At 38.7% G+C, this 18209-nt stretch carries 15 protein-coding genes; 14 read left to right on the plus strand and 1 reads right to left on the minus strand.

Features of this window, described 5'->3' with window-relative positions:
* Nucleotides 1-26: 26 nt before the first annotated feature.
* Entirely contained in the window at nt 27-938 is a 912-nt protein-coding gene (locus tag ABDJ41_RS09585) for an SDR family oxidoreductase (protein WP_349785750.1), read from the minus strand.
* Nucleotides 939-1114: 176 nt separating this feature from the next.
* Here ABDJ41_RS09585 and atpD point away from each other — a divergent pair, with 176 nt between their 5' ends.
* From atpD to leuB, 14 genes are all read left to right on the plus strand, one after another.
* Entirely contained in the window at nt 1115-2617 is a 1503-nt protein-coding gene (atpD, locus tag ABDJ41_RS09590; RefSeq protein ID WP_349785751.1) for a F0F1 ATP synthase subunit beta, read from the plus strand.
* A gap of 85 nt (nt 2618-2702) precedes the next feature.
* Nucleotides 2703-2945: an ATP synthase F1 subunit epsilon gene (gene atpC, locus ABDJ41_RS09595; RefSeq protein ID WP_084289549.1), complete on the plus strand. Its 243-nt coding sequence runs from the start codon at nt 2703-2705 to the stop codon at nt 2943-2945.
* A gap of 615 nt (nt 2946-3560) precedes the next feature.
* Nucleotides 3561-4451 carry a branched-chain amino acid transaminase gene (locus ABDJ41_RS09600; protein WP_349785752.1) on the plus strand — a complete coding sequence of 297 codons (891 nt, stop codon included), beginning with the start codon at nt 3561-3563 and terminating at the stop codon, nt 4449-4451.
* Nucleotides 4452-4518: 67 nt separating this feature from the next.
* Nucleotides 4519-6216: a dihydroxy-acid dehydratase gene (ilvD, locus tag ABDJ41_RS09605; protein ID WP_349785754.1), complete on the plus strand. Its 1698-nt coding sequence runs from the start codon at nt 4519-4521 to the stop codon at nt 6214-6216.
* Nucleotides 6217-6252: 36 nt separating this feature from the next.
* On the plus strand, nt 6253-7992 hold the full coding sequence (ilvB, locus tag ABDJ41_RS09610; protein WP_349785755.1) for a biosynthetic-type acetolactate synthase large subunit: 1740 nt from the start codon (nt 6253-6255) through the stop codon (nt 7990-7992).
* A gap of 9 nt (nt 7993-8001) precedes the next feature.
* The gene (gene ilvN / locus ABDJ41_RS09615) at nt 8002-8619 is read left to right on the plus strand and encodes an acetolactate synthase small subunit (RefSeq protein ID WP_349785756.1); all 618 of its coding nucleotides are present in this window, start codon (nt 8002-8004) and stop codon (nt 8617-8619) included.
* Nucleotides 8620-8627: 8 nt separating this feature from the next.
* Nucleotides 8628-9101 (plus strand): DinB family protein, encoded by a 474-nt coding sequence (locus ABDJ41_RS09620; protein WP_349785757.1) that lies wholly within the window; start codon nt 8628-8630, stop codon nt 9099-9101.
* Between the two features lie 40 nt (nt 9102-9141).
* On the plus strand, nt 9142-10623 hold the full coding sequence (gene ilvC / locus ABDJ41_RS09625; RefSeq protein WP_349785758.1) for a ketol-acid reductoisomerase: 1482 nt from the start codon (nt 9142-9144) through the stop codon (nt 10621-10623).
* Between the two features lie 61 nt (nt 10624-10684).
* Nucleotides 10685-12172 (plus strand): ATP-binding cassette domain-containing protein, encoded by a 1488-nt coding sequence (locus ABDJ41_RS09630; RefSeq protein WP_349785759.1) that lies wholly within the window; start codon nt 10685-10687, stop codon nt 12170-12172.
* Nucleotides 12173-12183: 11 nt separating this feature from the next.
* Nucleotides 12184-13347: a 2-isopropylmalate synthase gene (locus tag ABDJ41_RS09635; RefSeq protein WP_349785760.1), complete on the plus strand. Its 1164-nt coding sequence runs from the start codon at nt 12184-12186 to the stop codon at nt 13345-13347.
* Nucleotides 13348-13385: 38 nt separating this feature from the next.
* Nucleotides 13386-14810 carry a 3-isopropylmalate dehydratase large subunit gene (leuC, locus tag ABDJ41_RS09640; protein WP_349785761.1) on the plus strand — a complete coding sequence of 475 codons (1425 nt, stop codon included), beginning with the start codon at nt 13386-13388 and terminating at the stop codon, nt 14808-14810.
* 22 nt (nt 14811-14832) lie between these two features.
* A complete protein-coding gene (leuD, locus tag ABDJ41_RS09645; protein ID WP_349785762.1) occupies nt 14833-15429 on the plus strand; it encodes a 3-isopropylmalate dehydratase small subunit in 597 nt (198 codons plus the stop codon).
* An 82-nt stretch (nt 15430-15511) separates the two neighbouring features.
* Nucleotides 15512-17029: a hydroxymethylglutaryl-CoA lyase-like TIM-barrel protein gene (locus ABDJ41_RS09650; RefSeq protein WP_349785763.1), complete on the plus strand. Its 1518-nt coding sequence runs from the start codon at nt 15512-15514 to the stop codon at nt 17027-17029.
* A 102-nt stretch (nt 17030-17131) separates the two neighbouring features.
* Nucleotides 17132-18190 carry a 3-isopropylmalate dehydrogenase gene (leuB, locus tag ABDJ41_RS09655; protein ID WP_349785764.1) on the plus strand — a complete coding sequence of 353 codons (1059 nt, stop codon included), beginning with the start codon at nt 17132-17134 and terminating at the stop codon, nt 18188-18190.
* Nucleotides 18191-18209: the final 19 nt, after the last annotated feature.

Here is an 18209-nt window from a genome sequence, read left to right on the forward strand (position 1 = left end):
CTCAGCATGTCGAAGAGTAATGTGGCTTAAAGTTCGCGCTGTTTCAATTGCTGATCAACAACTGCAAGTCCCTCTTCAAAACTATGAGGCTTATAACCAAGTTCCGAAATAGTCTTATCTAAAATAAAACCTGTTTTGACCGGCCTCTTTGCTGTTTGATTTAATAACTCAGAACTGATCTCACTAATCAACGATTTATCCAGATTCCAGAAGTCAGCCACCCGTTCAACTAACTCCGATATACTCATCATGTCTTTTCCCGAAGCATTAAATACACCCCTTGCATCTTTTTCAACCGCTAACAAACAGCAATCAGCCAGATCTTCTGCAAGTGTAGGCATCCTCCATTGGTCATTTACCACATTAATAGGACTTCCCTTTTCAAGCGCACCTTTTGCCCAAAGTACAATATTAGACCTGCTCATATCACTAACAATACCATAAACTATAATGGTACGTAGAATTGCCCAGCGACAAGTTGAACTTTTGATCACATCTTCTGCTTCGAGTTTAGTAACCCCATAATAACTTAAGGGATTAGGTGCAGCAACTTCATCGTAAGGACCATTGGCGCCATCAAATATAAAATCTGTAGATAGGTGAATCAATTGAATATTATGCTGTTCACAAAGTGACACCAATGTCTTAACAGATTCAACATTTAGCTGATGTGCCAATTCTTTTTCGGACTCACAAGTATCCACATTAGTCATTGCTGCAGTATGAATAATCGCATCCGGCTGAAACTTTTCCACAATGCTTTTCACATTTTCTGGATCTAGAATATCCATTTCTGCATATGCATAGCCTTCCTTAACAGGAAACCGATTTGCCCCTTTTGAGGTGGCAATTAAGTTAAATTGGTTAGTTTTCAGTAAACGTTCAGTTATTTTCTGGCCCAAAAGACCATTACTACCAGTAACAAGTATAGACTTCATTAGCGTGTTTTTCTACTGCTTTTATGCCTGCTAAAATACCATTTTAAAAACTGTTGAAAAACTTTTTATTTATATGTGTAATTCTTGTATAAAAATTTTAACTTTGCAAACCGAATTGCGAGCTTATAAAAGGCCCTTTAACAATTTGATATTTATAATTTTACCCAAAACAATATATGCCTAACATTGGAAAAATAGCGCAGATTATAGGACCGGTAGTTGACGTGAGTTTTGCTGACGATGCTCATTTACCTCAAATCTTCTCTGCATTAGAGATTGAAAAAGAAAACGGACAGAAAGTCGTTTTAGAAGTTCAACAACATCTTGGTGAAGACCGCGTACGTGCAATTGCAATGGACTCGACCGATGGTTTGGTTCGTGGCATGAAAGCATTGGATACAGGTTCTCCTATCAAAATGCCGATTGGTGATCAGATAAAAGGTCGCTTATTCAATGTTGTTGGTGAAGCTATTGATGGAATCAACACAGTTGATAAAACTGGTGGTCGTCCGATCCACAATGCGCCCCCTAAATTCGAAGACTTGTCAACAGAAACTGAAGTACTTTTCACTGGTATTAAAGTTATTGACTTGTTAGAGCCTTATGCTAAAGGTGGTAAAATCGGATTGTTTGGTGGTGCGGGTGTTGGTAAAACAGTATTGATTATGGAATTGGTAAACAACATTGCGAAAGCATATGCTGGTTTATCAGTATTCGCTGGTGTAGGTGAGCGTACTCGTGAAGGTAATGACCTTTTACGTGAGTTCATCGAGTCTGGTGTAATCAACTACGGTGATGACTTCCTTCATTCAATGGAAAAAGGTGGATGGGATTTAAAAACTGTTGACACTGAAAAATTAAAAGAATCTAAAGCAACATTGGTATTCGGTCAAATGAACGAGCCTCCTGGTGCACGTGCTCGTGTAGCATTATCAGGATTAACTGTTGCTGAATACTTCCGTGATGGTGATGGCGAAGGCGCTGGAAAAGATATCCTTTTCTTCGTTGATAACATCTTCCGTTTTACTCAGGCAGGTTCTGAGGTATCAGCACTATTAGGGCGTATGCCTTCGGCTGTAGGTTACCAACCTACGTTAGCTACTGAGATGGGTTTGATGCAAGAGCGTATTACTTCAACTAAACGTGGTTCAATTACATCTGTACAGGCGGTTTATGTACCTGCGGATGATTTAACTGACCCTGCTCCGGCTACAACATTTGCCCACTTAGATGCAACTACTGTATTGTCTCGTAAAATCGCTGAGTTAGGTATATATCCTGCAGTGGATCCGTTGGATTCAACTTCACGTATCCTTTCTCCTGCTGTTTTAGGTGACGAGCACTACAACACCGCTCAACGTGTAAAAGAAACTTTACAACGCTATAAAGAACTTCAAGATATCATCGCCATCTTAGGTATGGACGAGTTATCTGAGGAAGATAAATTGGTCGTATCACGCGCGCGTCGTGTTCAACGTTTCTTATCTCAGCCGTTCCACGTTGCGGAACAGTTCACTGGATTAAAAGGTGTATTGGTTGACATTAAAGACACCATCAAAGGATTTAACATGATCATGGACGGTGAAGTTGATGAATATCCTGAAGCTGCATTTAACCTTGTAGGTAGCATCGAAGAAGCTATTGAAAAAGGTAAAAAATTGTTAGCTGAAGCAAACTAGTATATAGTTTTAGTACTTAGAATATTGATCATATCTATAACCTAAGTACTAACTCATTAATTTATTGAGTAGAATTACTAAAAGAATGACACTAGAAATATTAACACCAGATAAGAAAGTTTTTGAAGGCGAAGTAACTGCAGTTACTGTACCGGGAACAATGGGCTCATTTCAAATTTTACATGACCATGCTCCTATTATTTCTACTTTGGAAGATGGCCCCGTGATTATTAAAAGCAAAACCGGCGATAATACCTTTATTATTAAAGGTGGTGTGGTTGAGGTCCTAAAAAACAAAATTATTGTTTTAGCCGAAGGGGTTGCTTAATATTTTATCATATAATATTAGAAAGCCCTTTGAAAATTTCAAAGGGCTTTTTTTATAGCCTTCTTTTTTTTGCATTTCATTATGCCGATCTTGAAGATTCGGCAAAATTAAACCACACTTTCATTGATTAAAATAAACCAAATATGAACCCGATTAAAAACATGATTTTGATCAACTTTTTTGATGAGTAAAGCCATTTTAAGAAGAAATTCGCAAAAATTACAATGCTCGCATAACATCAATACCGAATACCGAAATCATATTTGGTATAGCGACCACCAATTAACATACCACAATCAAGCAGTTTGTGGAATTAAATTTCAAATACATAAAAAAACAAAGAATTAAATTTTTTTTTAAATATTTTCACCCAGCTATTGATAGTTTAGAAAGCAACCAGTAAATTGGATTTATAAAGCAATAACAAATAAACAAGAGAATGAACCTTTCAACTACAGCATTATATAATGTCATTATTAACCTAATTATTCTTCTGATTCTTCAGAAGGACAAGGCGCTGTAAATGAATATTTAATAAAAAAATATACGCAAGCGCCCCCTAAAGTGGCGCTTTTTTAATGAAATAAAACGAGATAAAATACAGATCAATAGAAAATGCAATATTTCAACTCAAATACAGTGCTTTTTTTGAACGGACAATTTCAAAAAGCATCTAATACGACAGCCGATATTTACGGTCAGTCATTACATTATGGCTATGCTGTATTTGAAGGAATAAGGGCATACAACACACACAATGGAACTAGAGTTTTTAAAGCCAGAGAACATTTCGAACGATTAAAGCGTTCGGCTGAACTGGTACATATCCCTTTTCCATGGAAAATTACTGACCTTATTAAGCATACTTATAAATTACTGGAAATCAACAACCTGAAAGATGCATACATACGCCCATTAATTTACTGTGCACCGAATATGTCTTTAATTGGTGGGACAAAACCATCCATCATGATCTGCGCATGGGAATGGGGTGCTTACCTTGGGCATGAGCAATTGAAAGTTTGCATATCAACTTATGAAAGACCAAATCCCAAATCAATCCCTATAGAAGCTAAAGTAAGTGGAAATTATGTTAACTCTATTTTAGCGACAACAGAAGCGAGAAATAAAGGTTTTGATGAAGCTTTATTGCTTGACATGAACCAGAATATTGCTGAAGCACCGGGAGCTAACATTTTCATTGAAAAGAATGGAAAATTATATACTCCCCCTTTAGGAAATATTTTACCTGGAATAACCCGTGCTACAGTAATGGAACTATGCCGCGTTCTGGAAATCGAAGTTATAGAAAAGCACTTATCAGTAACTGATCTGAAACATGCAGATAGTGCTTTTTTCTGTGGTACTGCTTCAGAAATTGCAGGTATAGCTTCAATCGACGAATATAATTTCCCAATCAAGTGGACAGATAGTATAGGCTCTACATTACAACGCACCTATAAATGCCTCGTTCTGGAAAAACAAAATTACGAAGTGATTATCTAGAACAAGTATTAAAGAACTAAATATTAAATAAAACATATAATACCTAATATATATACCGAACTAAAATATGTCACAAACACCAGAAATTAACAGATACAGCAAAACCTTCACACAAGATCCTACTCAACCAGCTGCACAGGCAATGCTATACGGAATTGGTTTGACGAAAGAAGATATGGACAAGGCTCAAGTGGGTATTGCCAGCATGGGTTACGATGGTAACACCTGCAACATGCACTTGAACGATTTGGCTAAAATTGTAAAAGACGGTGTCTGGAAAAATGATATGGTTGGTTTAACCTTTGGTACCATTGGGGTAAGTGATGGTATGTCTAACGGAACTGATGGTATGCGCTACTCTTTAATATCAAGAGATGTAATCGCGGATTCAATTGAAACCATTTGTGGTGGACAATACTATGATGGTTTGATTACTGTTCCTGGTTGCGATAAAAACATGCCTGGATCTATCATGGCAATGGGTCGTTTAAACCGCCCATCTATTATGGTATATGGTGGGAGTATCCACTCTGGAAAGTATAAAGGAGCTTCTTTAAATATTGTATCAGCTTTTGAGGCTTTAGGACAAAAGTTAGCTGGTAATTTAGAAGAAGAAGATTTCCAGGGTGTAATCAAAAATGCTTGTCCAGGTGCTGGTGCATGTGGTGGTATGTATACTGCAAACACGATGGCTTCAGCAATTGAAGCATTGGGTATGAGTTTGCCTTACAGCTCTTCATATCCTGCCACTAGCGATGAGAAAAAACAAGAATGTACAGATGCAGGAAAATACATCCGCATCCTTTTAGAAAGAAATATACTTCCTTCTGATATTATGACCGACAAAGCATTCCACAATGCTATTGTAACGGTAATGGTGTTAGGTGGTTCTACCAATGCTGTTCTGCACTTAATTGCAATGGCTAAATCTGTTGGCCTGAACTTAAAATTGGAAAATTTCCAAAAAATTAGTGACAGCACACCAGTATTGGGCGACTTAAAGCCTAGTGGAACTTACATGATGGAAGATCTGCATAACATAGGTGGTGTACCTGCTGTACTAAAATATCTATTGAAAGTTGGATTGATCCATGGCGACTGTATTACTGTTACTGGTAAAACTTTAGCAGAGAATGTTGCTGACGCAGTAGATTTAGACTTTGAGACACAAAAGATCATCTTCCCAATAGAAAATCCGATTAAAGAAACTGGTCACTTGCAAATGCTATATGGTAATCTTGCAACGGAAGGTTCAGTAGCTAAAATCAGTGGTAAAGAAGGAGAGAAATTTACTGGTCCTGCACGTGTATTTGACGGTGAAAAATCGCTTATGGCTGGTATCCAAAGTGGAAGGGTAAAAAGCGGAGATGTTGTAGTAATCAGACAAGTTGGACCTAAAGGTGCGCCTGGTATGCCAGAAATGCTTAAACCGACTTCTCTAATTATTGGAGCGGGATTAGGAAAATCGGTAGCCTTGATTACAGATGGACGTTTCTCTGGTGGTACACATGGTTTTGTGGTAGGCCACATCACTCCTGAAGGTTGGGATGGCGGAAACATTGCGCTAGTTCATGATGACGATATCATCACGATTGATGCAGTAAACAATTCAATTGATGTTCACCTTACAGATGAACAACTGGCTACACGTCGTGCGGTCTGGAAACAACTACCACCACCGGTCACCAAAGGTGTGCTTTACAAATACATTAGACAAGTAAGCAGCGCCAGTGAAGGATGCGTAACAGACGCTTATACTGATTAAACAATTTTAAAACCTCATTACCTTAAATATAAAACAATGAATACAGCACAAGAGGAAGCAACCACATTAACGGAACCCAAGAAAACAGTGAGTGTTTCTGGTTCGGTAGCTTTATTGGAAGGATTAATTGCCGAAGGTACGGATACCATTTTTGGTTATCCTGGTGGTGCCATCATGCCGATTTATGATGCACTGTACGATTATAAAGATAAATTAAAACATATCCTGGTACGCCATGAGCAAGGCGGCACACATGCTGGTCAGGGCTATGCACGTACTTCAGGAAAAGTAGGTGTGGTATTCGGAACAAGCGGTCCGGGTGCAACCAACCTGGTTACTGGCTTAGCTGATGCTCAGATTGACAGTACTCCTATGGTATGTATTACAGGACAGGTGTTTGCACACTTGCTTGGAACTGATGCTTTTCAAGAAACTGACGTGATCAACATCACTACACCGGTAACTAAATGGAATTATCAGATTACTGATGCTACAGAGATACCAAGCGTATTGGCTAAGGCATTTTATATTGCTCGTAGTGGCAGACCTGGTCCTGTATTGATTGACATTACGAAAAATGCACAGTTGCAAATGTTCGATTACGAAGGTTATACCCCTTGTGATCATGTACGTAGCTACCGTCCGAAACCATTGATCAGACAAGAATATATCCAGCAGGCTGCTGAGCTGATCAATTCAGCTAAAAAACCTTTTATACTATTCGGACAAGGTGTATTACTTGGAAATGCAGAACAAGAGTTTAAAACTTTTGTAGAGAAAAGTGGTATTCCTGCAGCATGGACTATTATGGGTGCTGGTGCAATTCCTACAGATCACCCATTAAATGTTGGGATGTTGGGCATGCATGGTAACTATGGTCCAAATGTACAAACCAATGCCTGCGATGTAATGATCGCCATAGGTATGCGTTTTGATGATCGTGTAACTGGCCGTTTGGATAAATATGCGAAACAAGCTAAAGTTATTCACCTGGATATTGATCCCGCAGAGATCGATAAAAATGTAAAAGCTGATGTTCCTGTTTGGGGAGATTGTAAAGAAACTTTGCCTTTGTTAACAGCATTGGTTGAAGAAAAAAAACATACAGATTGGTTAGCTGAATTCAGAGCATTTGATAAAACTGAGCAAGAGGTTGTCATCCAAAACGAATTACATCCTGCGACTGGCGAAATGACCATGGGTGAAGTAATTAACCAATTGAATGAACTTACTAAAGGTGAGGCTGTGATTGTAACTGACGTTGGTCAGCATCAGATGGTAGCTTGCCGTTACGCTAAGTTTAATCAAACCAGAAGTAACATCACCAGTGGTGGTTTAGGAACTATGGGTTTTGGTTTACCAGCTGCAATAGGTGCTAAATTTGGCGCTCCTGACCGTACTGTTGTTGCCGTAATTGGTGATGGTGGTTTCCAGATGACTTTACAGGAATTAGGTACCATTATGCAAAGTGGTATTGATGTAAAAATAATGATCCTGAACAACAGGTTCCTGGGTATGGTTCGCCAGTGGCAGCAATTGTTCCATGAGAAACGTTACTCTTTTGTTGACATCACAAGTCCTGACTTTGTAAAACTTGCTGATTCTTATTCTATTGCAGGTAGAAAAATCTCTGAACGTGAAGATCTGACAAGTGCTTTAACAGACATGCTGAACCATAAAGGTTCTTATCTTTTAGAGGTAATGGTACTACAGGAGCACAATGTGTTCCCGATGGTTCCTCAAGGTAGTAGTGTTAGTGAAATCAGACTTAAATAATTAAAGATCATGAGTAAGCCCCAGGATACAGAAATAAATGGAAGACAGGAATTTACGATTACTGTTTATACCGAAAATCAGATCGGTATATTGAATCGTATTGCCATCATATTTTCCAGAAGAAAAATAAATATTGAAAGTTTAAATACCTCTCCTTCTGAGATTGAACACATACACCGTTTCAATATCGTAATCAACGAAACAGAAGAAGTAGTACGCAAACTTTGTCGCCAGATAGAAAAACAGGTTGAAGTTTTAAAGGTGTATTATAACACGAACGAAGACATCATCTGGCAGGAAATGGCACTTTACAAAGTACCTACTGATACCATTGCAGAGCGTGCTCCGGTTGAAAGATTGCTTCGTGAGTTTGGTGCCCGTGCTGTTGTGATCCGTAAAGATTATACAGTTTTTGAAACCACCGGACATAGAGAAGAAACGGATAAACTGATTGAAGTTCTGCAACCTTACGGGTTGATTGAATTTGTAAGAAGTGCAAGGGTAGCAATCATAAAAGACAGTGAAGGCTTTAATGCTAAACTGAGAGAGTTTGAGCGCAGAGAACCAGGACAAGACGTGATTGAAAACGAATACCTGGATAAAGAGAAGAACGTATTTAGCATGTAATTCTGATTATGATGGAATACCTTTTAAATGTTACAAGACAAACGCGCGAGAACTTCATCAAGCTGATTGAATCATCAACTGTTGATGAACTGAATGCAATTCCACAAGGTTTTAACAATAATATCATCTGGAATTTTGCTCATATCGTAGCTAGTCAGCAAGGTTTATGCTATTTGCTTGCAAATGCTGAGCCTGTCATTGAAAGCCAGTATATCGCACCTTTCAGGAAGGGAACCAAGCCTGAAAAGTTTATAGAAGCTGAAGAAATAAATACCATCAAAGAATTAATGCGTAGTACTATCGACCAACTGGAACAGGATCTGAAAAGTGATAAGTTTATAAACTTCACTCCTTTTAAGACTCACTACGGTGTAGAGATAAAAAATGCAGATGAAGCTGCTCAGTTCTTTGTAGTTCATGATGCTTTACATTATGGTATTGCCTCAGCTATGAAGCGAGTAATCATCAACAACGAAAAATAAATATTAAACGAACCTTAAAAATCTAAAAAAAATAAAAAAGATGTCAAATTACTTTAACACATTACCTCTTAGAGAACAACTAAACCAATTGGGCGTTTGCGACTTTATGGACAGTGCAGAATTTCTGGACGGCGTAAATGTATTAAAAGGAAAAAAACTGGTAATTGTAGGCTGTGGTGCACAGGGCTTAAACCAGGGTTTAAACCTAAGAGATAGTGGTTTAGATGTTTCTTATACTTTACGTAAGGAAGCTATTGAAGGCAAAAGAGATTCATGGAAAAATGCTACTGACAACAACTTTACTGTTGGTACTTATGAAGAATTGATTCCTAGTGCTGATGTAGTGATTAACCTTACTCCTGATAAACAACATACCGCTGTTGTAAATGCTGTAATGCCTTTAATGAAAAAAGGTGCCACATTATTGTATTCACACGGTTTCAACATTGTTGAAGAAGGTATGCAGGTTCGTAAAGACATTACTGTAATTATGGTTGCTCCAAAATGCCCTGGTAGTGAAGTAAGAGCTGAATATGTAAGAGGTTTTGGTGTACCTACCTTAATTGCTGTTCACCCTGAGAATGATCCGGAAGGAAAAGGTTTAGCACAGGCAAAAGCTTACTGCGTTGGAACAGGTGGCCACAGAGCTGGTGTTTTAAGATCTTCTTTCGTTGCTGAAGTAAAATCTGATTTAATGGGCGAGCAAACCATTTTATGTGGTTTATTGCAAACAGGATCTATCCTATCTTTCGATAAAATGATTGAAAAAGGTATTGATGCTGGTTATGCTTCTAAATTAGTTCAGTATGGTGTGGAAGTAATTACTGAAGCCCTTAAGCATGGTGGTGTTAGCGGCATGATGGACAGATTGAGCAATCCTGCAAAAATCAAAGCATTTGAAATTTCAGAAGAATTGAAAAACATTATGCGTCCATTGTTCCAGAAACATCAGGATGATATCATGAGCGGTGAGTTTAGCAGCACAATGATGGCTGACTGGGCAAATGGTGATAAAAACCTTTTGGCCTGGAGAGCTGAAACTGGTGAAACTGCTTTCGAAAAAACTCCAGCTGGTGATGTTAAAATTGCTGAGCAGGAATATTTCGATAACTATACGCTAATGGTTGCTTTTGTTAGAGCTGGTGTAGAATTAGCTTTCGAAACTATGGTTCAGGCTGGTATCAAACCAGAGTCTGCTTACTATGAGTCGTTACACGAAACTCCACTTATTGCTAATACCATTGCACGTAAGAAATTATTTGAAATGAACCGTGTAATTTCTGACACTGCAGAATACGGTTGTTATTTATTTGACCAGGCTTGTAAACCATTATTAGCTGATTTTATGACTAAGGTTGATACTGACCTTGTTGGTAAAAACTTTAATGAAGGTAAAGATGCTGGTGTAGATAACAGAACACTGATTGCAGTAAACGAAGCACTTCGTTCGCATGAGGTAGAAATTATTGGTTCTACGCTTAGAAAAGCAATGACTGCCATGAAATCTATTAAAACAGCATAAATAAAAATAAAGCCGCTGCATCTTCCATGTTTTGATGTAGCGGCTTATAAAAACACGAAATATGTCACAACCCGTCGTCCAAATCGCCAATCTCAATTTGAAGTACCAGCACAAGCCTGTATTGCAGGGTTTGAACTGGACTATAAATCGGAATGAGCATTGGTTATTATGCGGCGAAAGCGGAAGTGGCAAAACTTCATTGGCTAAGGCCATTGCTGGTCTGACTCATAGTTACGGAAATATCGAAATCGGTTTTGACCCTCAAAGCAGCTTGCCTGCTATGGTCTATTACGTAGCCAACTGGTTCCAGTTCAAAGATCTGGAAGGCCAGTCTAATTTCTATTATCAACAACGTTACAATAAACAATCTACAGAAACCACTGCCAGTGTAAAAGCTGAGTTGGAGAGCTTCGGTAAAAAACATGGTTTGCTTTATCATGAAGCTGAACCAATTTTAGCGGCTTTAGGATTTTCGGGATTGGTGAATGCTACCCTCATACAGTTATCAAGCGGAGAACATAAAAAATTACAATTGGTGAAAGCCTTATGGTTAAAACCTCAGTTGTTGATTTTAGATCTTCCTTACAACGGACTGGATACACTTTCCCGTCAGAATTTAAATGCTTTGTTAGAAGAAATTACCGAGGCAGGAACACAGTTGATTTTAATCAGTAATGAAACTGAATTGCCAGGTCGCATTAATCACATTGCGAAGATTGAAGCCGGGCAACTGGTAGAGATTTCTGCTGATGAACGCAGCTTAAAGGAAATCGAAGTAAGTGGCATGGCTGTTCCTAAATTCTTAACAGAAGATATCTCTGCTTCTACATCTTCTGAGATCATTAAAATGGTAGATGTGAACATCAGTTATGGTGAGAAAAAAGTATTAAAAAATATAAACTGGGAAGTTAAACCAGGTGAAAAGTGGGTATTACATGGTCACAATGGCTCTGGAAAATCAACCTTACTGAGTTTAATCTGCGGTGATCATCCACAGGCTTATGCCAACAACTTTTATCTTTTTGGAAATAAGAGAGGTAGTGGCGAAAGCATTTGGGAGATCAAAGAACGGATTGGTTTGATTTCTCCTGAATTACACTGGTACTTTGACCCATCGGCAACGGTATGGCAAAGTATTGCATCTGGTTTTTATGACAGCTCTGGCTTGTTCTGCGATCCGGGATATTCTAAAAAAGCACAAACTGATGAACTGATTAGTTATTTCGGTTTGAATGAATATAAAGATTCCCTGATGAATGAACTTCCTTTAGGTAAACAGCGACTGGCTATGCTAGCCAGAACGATTGTTAAAAACCCGGAAATATTAATCCTGGATGAGCCTTGCCAGGGTTTAGATCAGCAGCAGACGATACATTTCAATAAGCTTGTTGATGAGTTATGTAAAAATGGAACCACATTGATTTATGTTGGTCATTTTGAAGCCCAGATACCAAACTGTATTGAAAAGAGAATATTATTAGAAAATGGCGAAGTAAAATCTATAGAAACCCTTATTGAGTATGCTATGGAACATACCTACACAAATTAAAAAAGAAAATTATGTTACACGATCCGAATAGAGTTTATGTATTTGACACCACCTTACGTGATGGTGAGCAAGTGCCGGGTTGCCAATTGACGACTCCGGAAAAGATTGAGATTGCGAAGGAGCTGGAAGCACTTGGCGTGGATGTTATTGAAGCAGGATTCCCTATATCAAGCCCTGGCGATTTCCAAAGTGTGGTAGAGCTTTCGAAAGCAGTATCTGAGCCTATTATTTGTGCCTTAACCCGTGCAAATAAAGGTGATATTGATTCCGCTGTTGCTGCATTACAATTTGCAAAACGTCCACGGATCCACACAGGTATCGGTTCGTCTGACATGCACATTAAAAATAAATTCAACAGTACTCGCGAAGAGATATTGGAACGTGCTGTTGAAGCTGTTAAATACGCAAAAAGATCAGTTGAAGATATTGAATTTTATGCAGAAGACGCTGGTCGTGCCGACGTTCGTTTCCTTGCACAAATGGTTGAAGCTGTAATTGCTGCTGGTGCAACCGTAGTGAATATCCCTGACACCAATGGTTATTGCTTGCCTGATCAATATGGCAGCAAAATCAAGTTTTTGAAAGAAAACGTAAAAAACATAGATCAAGCAATTATTTCTGTGCATTGCCACAATGACCTGGGCTTAGCTACAGCAAATTCAATTGCAGGATTACAAAATGGTGCACGCCAGATTGAAGGTACTATTAATGGTATTGGCGAACGTGCTGGTAACACTTCTATTGAAGAGGTGGTCATGATTTTAAAAACACACCAGGTATTGGGTTTACATACCAATATCAATACAAAGAACTTTTATGAGCTGAGCCGTATGGTAAGCTCGCAAATGCGTATGCCAGTACAGCCAAACAAGGCGATTGTTGGCAGCAATGCTTTTGCGCATAGCTCTGGCATCCACCAGGATGGTTTCCTGAAAAACCGCGAGAACTATGAAATTATCCGTCCGGAAGATGTAGGTTTTCCTGATGCGAGTATAGTATTGACTGCACGCAGTGGCAGACATGCCTTGAAGTTCCATTTGGAGCGTTTAGGCTTTAATCTGAGTAAAGAGGAATTGGCTGAAGTTTATCACCGTTTCCTTACTGTTGCTGACCAGAAATTAGATATTAATGACCAGGATCTTTTGTTGATGATGGGCAAACAACAAATGGCATAGCCCTTTTACAACATTGAATTTATAATAAAAATAAAAAAATGAGCAAGACATTATTTGATAAGGTGTGGGACACTCACGTAGTACGTAAGATAGAAGGTGGCCCTGATGTGCTTTTTATTGATCGCCATCTTATTCACGAAGTAACCAGCCCTGTTGCCTTCTTAGGTTTAAAAAGCAGAGGCATAAGTGTATTATATCCAGAGCGTACTTTTGCTACTGCGGATCACAATACGCCAACAATTAATCAACATTTACCAGTTGCAGATCCACTTTCTGCAAACCAATTGAAGGCATTGGAGTCTAACTCTAATGAATATGGTATCAGTCACTGGGGCTTAGGTCACCAGAAAAATGGTATCGTTCACGTTGTAGGTCCGGAGTATGGTATTACTCAACCTGGTGCTACAATTGTTTGCGGTGACTCACACACGTCTACACACGGTGCTTTTGGTGCTATCGCTTTTGGTATTGGTACTTCTGAAGTAGAAATGGTACTTTCTACACAGTGCATTATGCAGCCAAAACCTAAGAAAATGCGTATCAATGTGAACGGAAAATTAGGTGTAGGTGTTACTCCAAAAGACGTTGCATTGTTTATCATTTCTAAGCTGACTACTTCTGGTGCTACCGGGTATTTTGTAGAATATGCTGGTGATGTTTTTGAAAACATGACTATGGAAGGCCGTATGACGGTTTGTAACTTGAGTATTGAAATGGGTGCCCGTGGTGGTATGATTGCTCCGGATGAAACTACAATCAACTACGTAAAAGGTCGTGAGTTTAGCCCTAAAGGTGAAGCTTGGGATAAAGCACTAGCTTATTACAAAACGTTAAAAACTGATGAAGGAGCTGTTTTTGATAAAGAGTTAACATTTGACGGTGCTTCTATCGAGCCAATGATCACTTATGGTACTAACCCTGGTATGGGTATTGGTATTTCTCAGGACATTCCTGATGCTGATCAGGTTGAAGGTGGTGCAGAGACTTATGCTAAATCTTTAAACTACATGGGCTTCTCTGAAGGAGATCATATGATCGGTAAACCAGTTGATTTTGTATTTGTGGGTAGCTGTACCAATGGTCGTATTGAAGATTTCAGAGCCTTTGCTTCTATCGTGAAAGGCAAGCATAAAGCTGATCATGTTACGGCATGGTTAGTTCCGGGTTCTCATATTGTAGAATCGCAGATTAAAGAAGAAGGCATACTTGATATTTTAACTGAAGCAGGATTTACGCTGCGTCAGCCAGGTTGTTCTGCTTGTTTAGCAATGAATGATGATAAGATTCCTGCAGGTAAGTATGCGGTAAGTACTTCAAACAGAAACTTTGAAGGCAGACAAGGTCCAGGTTCCAGAACCATGCTGGCTAGTCCACTTGTTGCTGCTGCTGCTGCTGTTACGGGGGTAGTTACTGACCCAAGAACATTAATAGAGAGCGTTGAGAACGTTAACGAACTTGTCTAACACAAATTATTAAAGATTAAAAATGGCTTACGATAAATTTAATACCTTAAGAAGCACTGCGGTTCCGCTTCCTATTGAGAATGTTGATACCGACCAATTGATTCCTGCACGCTTTTTAAAAGCTACGGAACGCGTTGGTTTTGGTGATAACCTTTTCCGCGACTGGAGATACAATACTGATAACACGCCAAAAGCAGATTTCGTATTGAACAATCCAATTTACAGTGGTAAAATATTAGTTGGTGGTAAAAACTTCGGTTCAGGTTCATCAAGAGAACACGCTGCATGGGCTGTTTATGACTATGGATTCAGATGTGTAGTATCAAGCTTTTTTGCTGATATTTTTAAAAACAACTGTCTGAATATTGGCGTACTACCTGTTCAGGTTAGCCCTGAATTTGCTGAAAAGATTTTCACTGCAATTTTTGCTGATCCTAATACTGAACTTGAAGTAAATCTACCTGAGCAGACTATCACATTATTAGCGACTGGTGAAAAAGAAACTTTCGACATCAGTTCCTATAAAAAAGACAACATGATGAATGGCTTTGATGATATTGATTATTTGCAAAGCATCAAACCAGAAATTGAGGAATTCGCTAAGCATCTTCCACTTTAGCAGGAAAGAAAACGTAAACCAATAAAATAGTGTGTTTTAAGTATCGTATTTAGAACACACTATTTCAGGCAAACCAAACTAAATGGAAAAAAGGAAAATAGAGATAATGGATACTACACTCCGCGATGGTGAACAAACATCGGGAGTGTCATTCTCCATTTCAGAAAAGTTAACCATAACCCAATTACTATTAGAGGAACTCCATGTAGACAGAGTTGAAATTGCATCTGCACGTGTATCTGATGGTGAATTTCAGGCTGTGAAGTCTATTCTTAACTGGGCAGAGCAAAATGGTTATGCTGATCGGATTGAAGTATTGTCGTTCGTTGACAATGGTGTTTCCATCGATTGGATGATCAATGCCGGGGTTAAAGTTCAGAATCTCTTAACCAAAGGTTCTTTAAATCACTTAACACATCAGCTTAAAAAAACTCCTGAACAGCATTTTGCAGAGATTAAACATGTTGTTGATCTTGCCGCTTCTAAAGGGATTTCTACAAATGTTTATCTGGAAGACTGGAGCAATGGTATGCGCAACTCTCCGGAGTATGTCATTCAGTACCTTGACTTTTTGTCGACGCAACCTGTAAAAAGAATTTTATTACCGGATACTCTGGGTGTATTAACGCCAGGTGAAACCTATAAGTTTATTGCAGAGCTGAAATCAAAATATCCGACTATCCATTTTGATTTCCATGCGCATAATGATTACGATTTAGGAACGGCGAATGTTCTGGAAGCTGTAAAAGCCGGGATAAGTGGTTTACACTTAACCGTAAACGGTATGGGCGAAAGAGCAGGAAATGCGGCATTGGCAAGTGCTGTAGCAGTAATTAAAGACTTTACACCAGAAGTTGACATTCAGATTAAAGAGTCTTCAATTTTCAAGGTTAGTAAGCTGGTAGAAACATTTTCAGGCGTAAGAATCCCTTCAAATAAACCTATTGTTGGTGATCACGTATTTACCCAAACTGCTGGAATACATGCAGATGGTGACAATAAAAATAATTTATATTTTAATGACCTGTTACCTGAACGTTTTGGAAGAAAACGTAGTTATGCTTTAGGAAAAACTTCCGGCAAGGCTAACATTGAAAAAAACCTGCAGGAACTAGGTCTGAAGTTAAATGATGAGGATCTGAAAAAGGTAACACAAAGGGTTATTGAACTAGGAGATAAAAAGGAAACAGTTACTAAAGAAGACCTTCCTTATATCATTTCTGATGTATTAGACAGTAGTCTATATGAAGAACACGTTGTGGTGCAGTCTTACGTGCTGACAAATTCAATGGGTCTTCGCCCCTCTGCAACGATTTCTGTTTTAATTGACGGAGAAAAGTTTGAAGAGAATGCTCAAGGTGATGGACAATTTGATGCTTTTATGAATGCTTTATCAAAGGTATACAATAAGCAAAAAAAGAACCTGCCAAGCCTGATAGACTATGCGGTAAGGATTGCTCCGGGCAGTAACTCTGATGCACTTTGTGAGACGATCATTACCTGGGAAACAGATCAGAAAATATTTATCACTCGCGGATTAGATTCTGATCAGACTGTTTGTGCGATTAAAGCAACCCAGAAAATGTTAAACATCATTTAAGGTTATACTTTATCATAATCAAAAAACAATTTTTAAACCAAGAATATTTGAGCCTGAAACGAATAATTAAAGGCTGATTTTAACAACTAAAAAATATAAAAGATGAAACTTAATATTGCTCTGTTAGCAGGAGATGGAATTGGCCCAGAGGTTATTGACCAGGCTGTTAAAGTATCGAATGCGGTAGCAAAGAAATTTAACCACGAGATTGTATGGACTTCAGGTATTACCGGTGCTGCGGCGATTGATGCTGTTGGTGAACCATATCCTGATGCGACTCACGAAATCTGTATGGCTGCTGATGCAGTGTTGTTTGGTGCGATAGGTGATCCACGTTTTGATAACGATCCTAAAGCTACTGTTCGCCCAGAGCAAGGCTTATTAAAAATGCGTCAGAAATTAGGCTTATTTGCAAACGTACGCCCTACTTTCACGTTCCCTTCTTTAATTGACAATTCTCCTTTAAAAAGAGAGCGCATTGAAGGTACAGATTTGATTATCCTTCGTGAATTAACAGGCGGTATTTATTTCGGTGAAAGAGGTAGAAAAGATGATGGCAACACTGCTTTTGACACTTGTACTTATACCAGAGCAGAGATTCAGCGTTTAGCTAAATTAGGTTTTGAAATGGCTATGACCCGCAGCAAAAAACTTTGCTGTGTAGATAAAGCTAACGTTTTGGAATCATCACGTTTGTGGAGAGAGACTGTACAGGATATGGAAAAAGACTATCCTGAAGTTACTGTAAGCTATGAATTTGTGGATGCAGTTGCCATGCGTTTGGTACAATGGCCAAGTTCTTATGATGTAATGATTACTGAAAACCTTTTTGGTGATATATTAACTGACGAAGCTTCTGTAATTTCTGGCTCTATGGGTCTGATGCCATCAGCTTCTATTGGTGTTCATACTTCTTTATTTGAGCCAATTCACGGTTCTTATCCACAAGCTGCTGGTAAAGACATTGCTAATCCATTGGCGACTGTATTGTCGGCTGCCATGATGTTTGAAGATGCTTTCGGATTAAAAGAAGAAGCAGAATTGATCAGAACTGTAGTAAACAAATCACTTGCAGAAGGTATCGTAACAGAAGATTTATCCGGAACAAACAAAGCATATAAAACCAGCGAAGTAGGCGATTGGTTGGCTGCTAACATATAACTATCTTTGTATATCCTTT

The sequence above is a fragment of the Pedobacter sp. ASV1-7 genome (genome assembly GCF_040203335.1).
Lineage (GTDB): Bacteria > Bacteroidota > Bacteroidia > Sphingobacteriales > Sphingobacteriaceae > Pedobacter.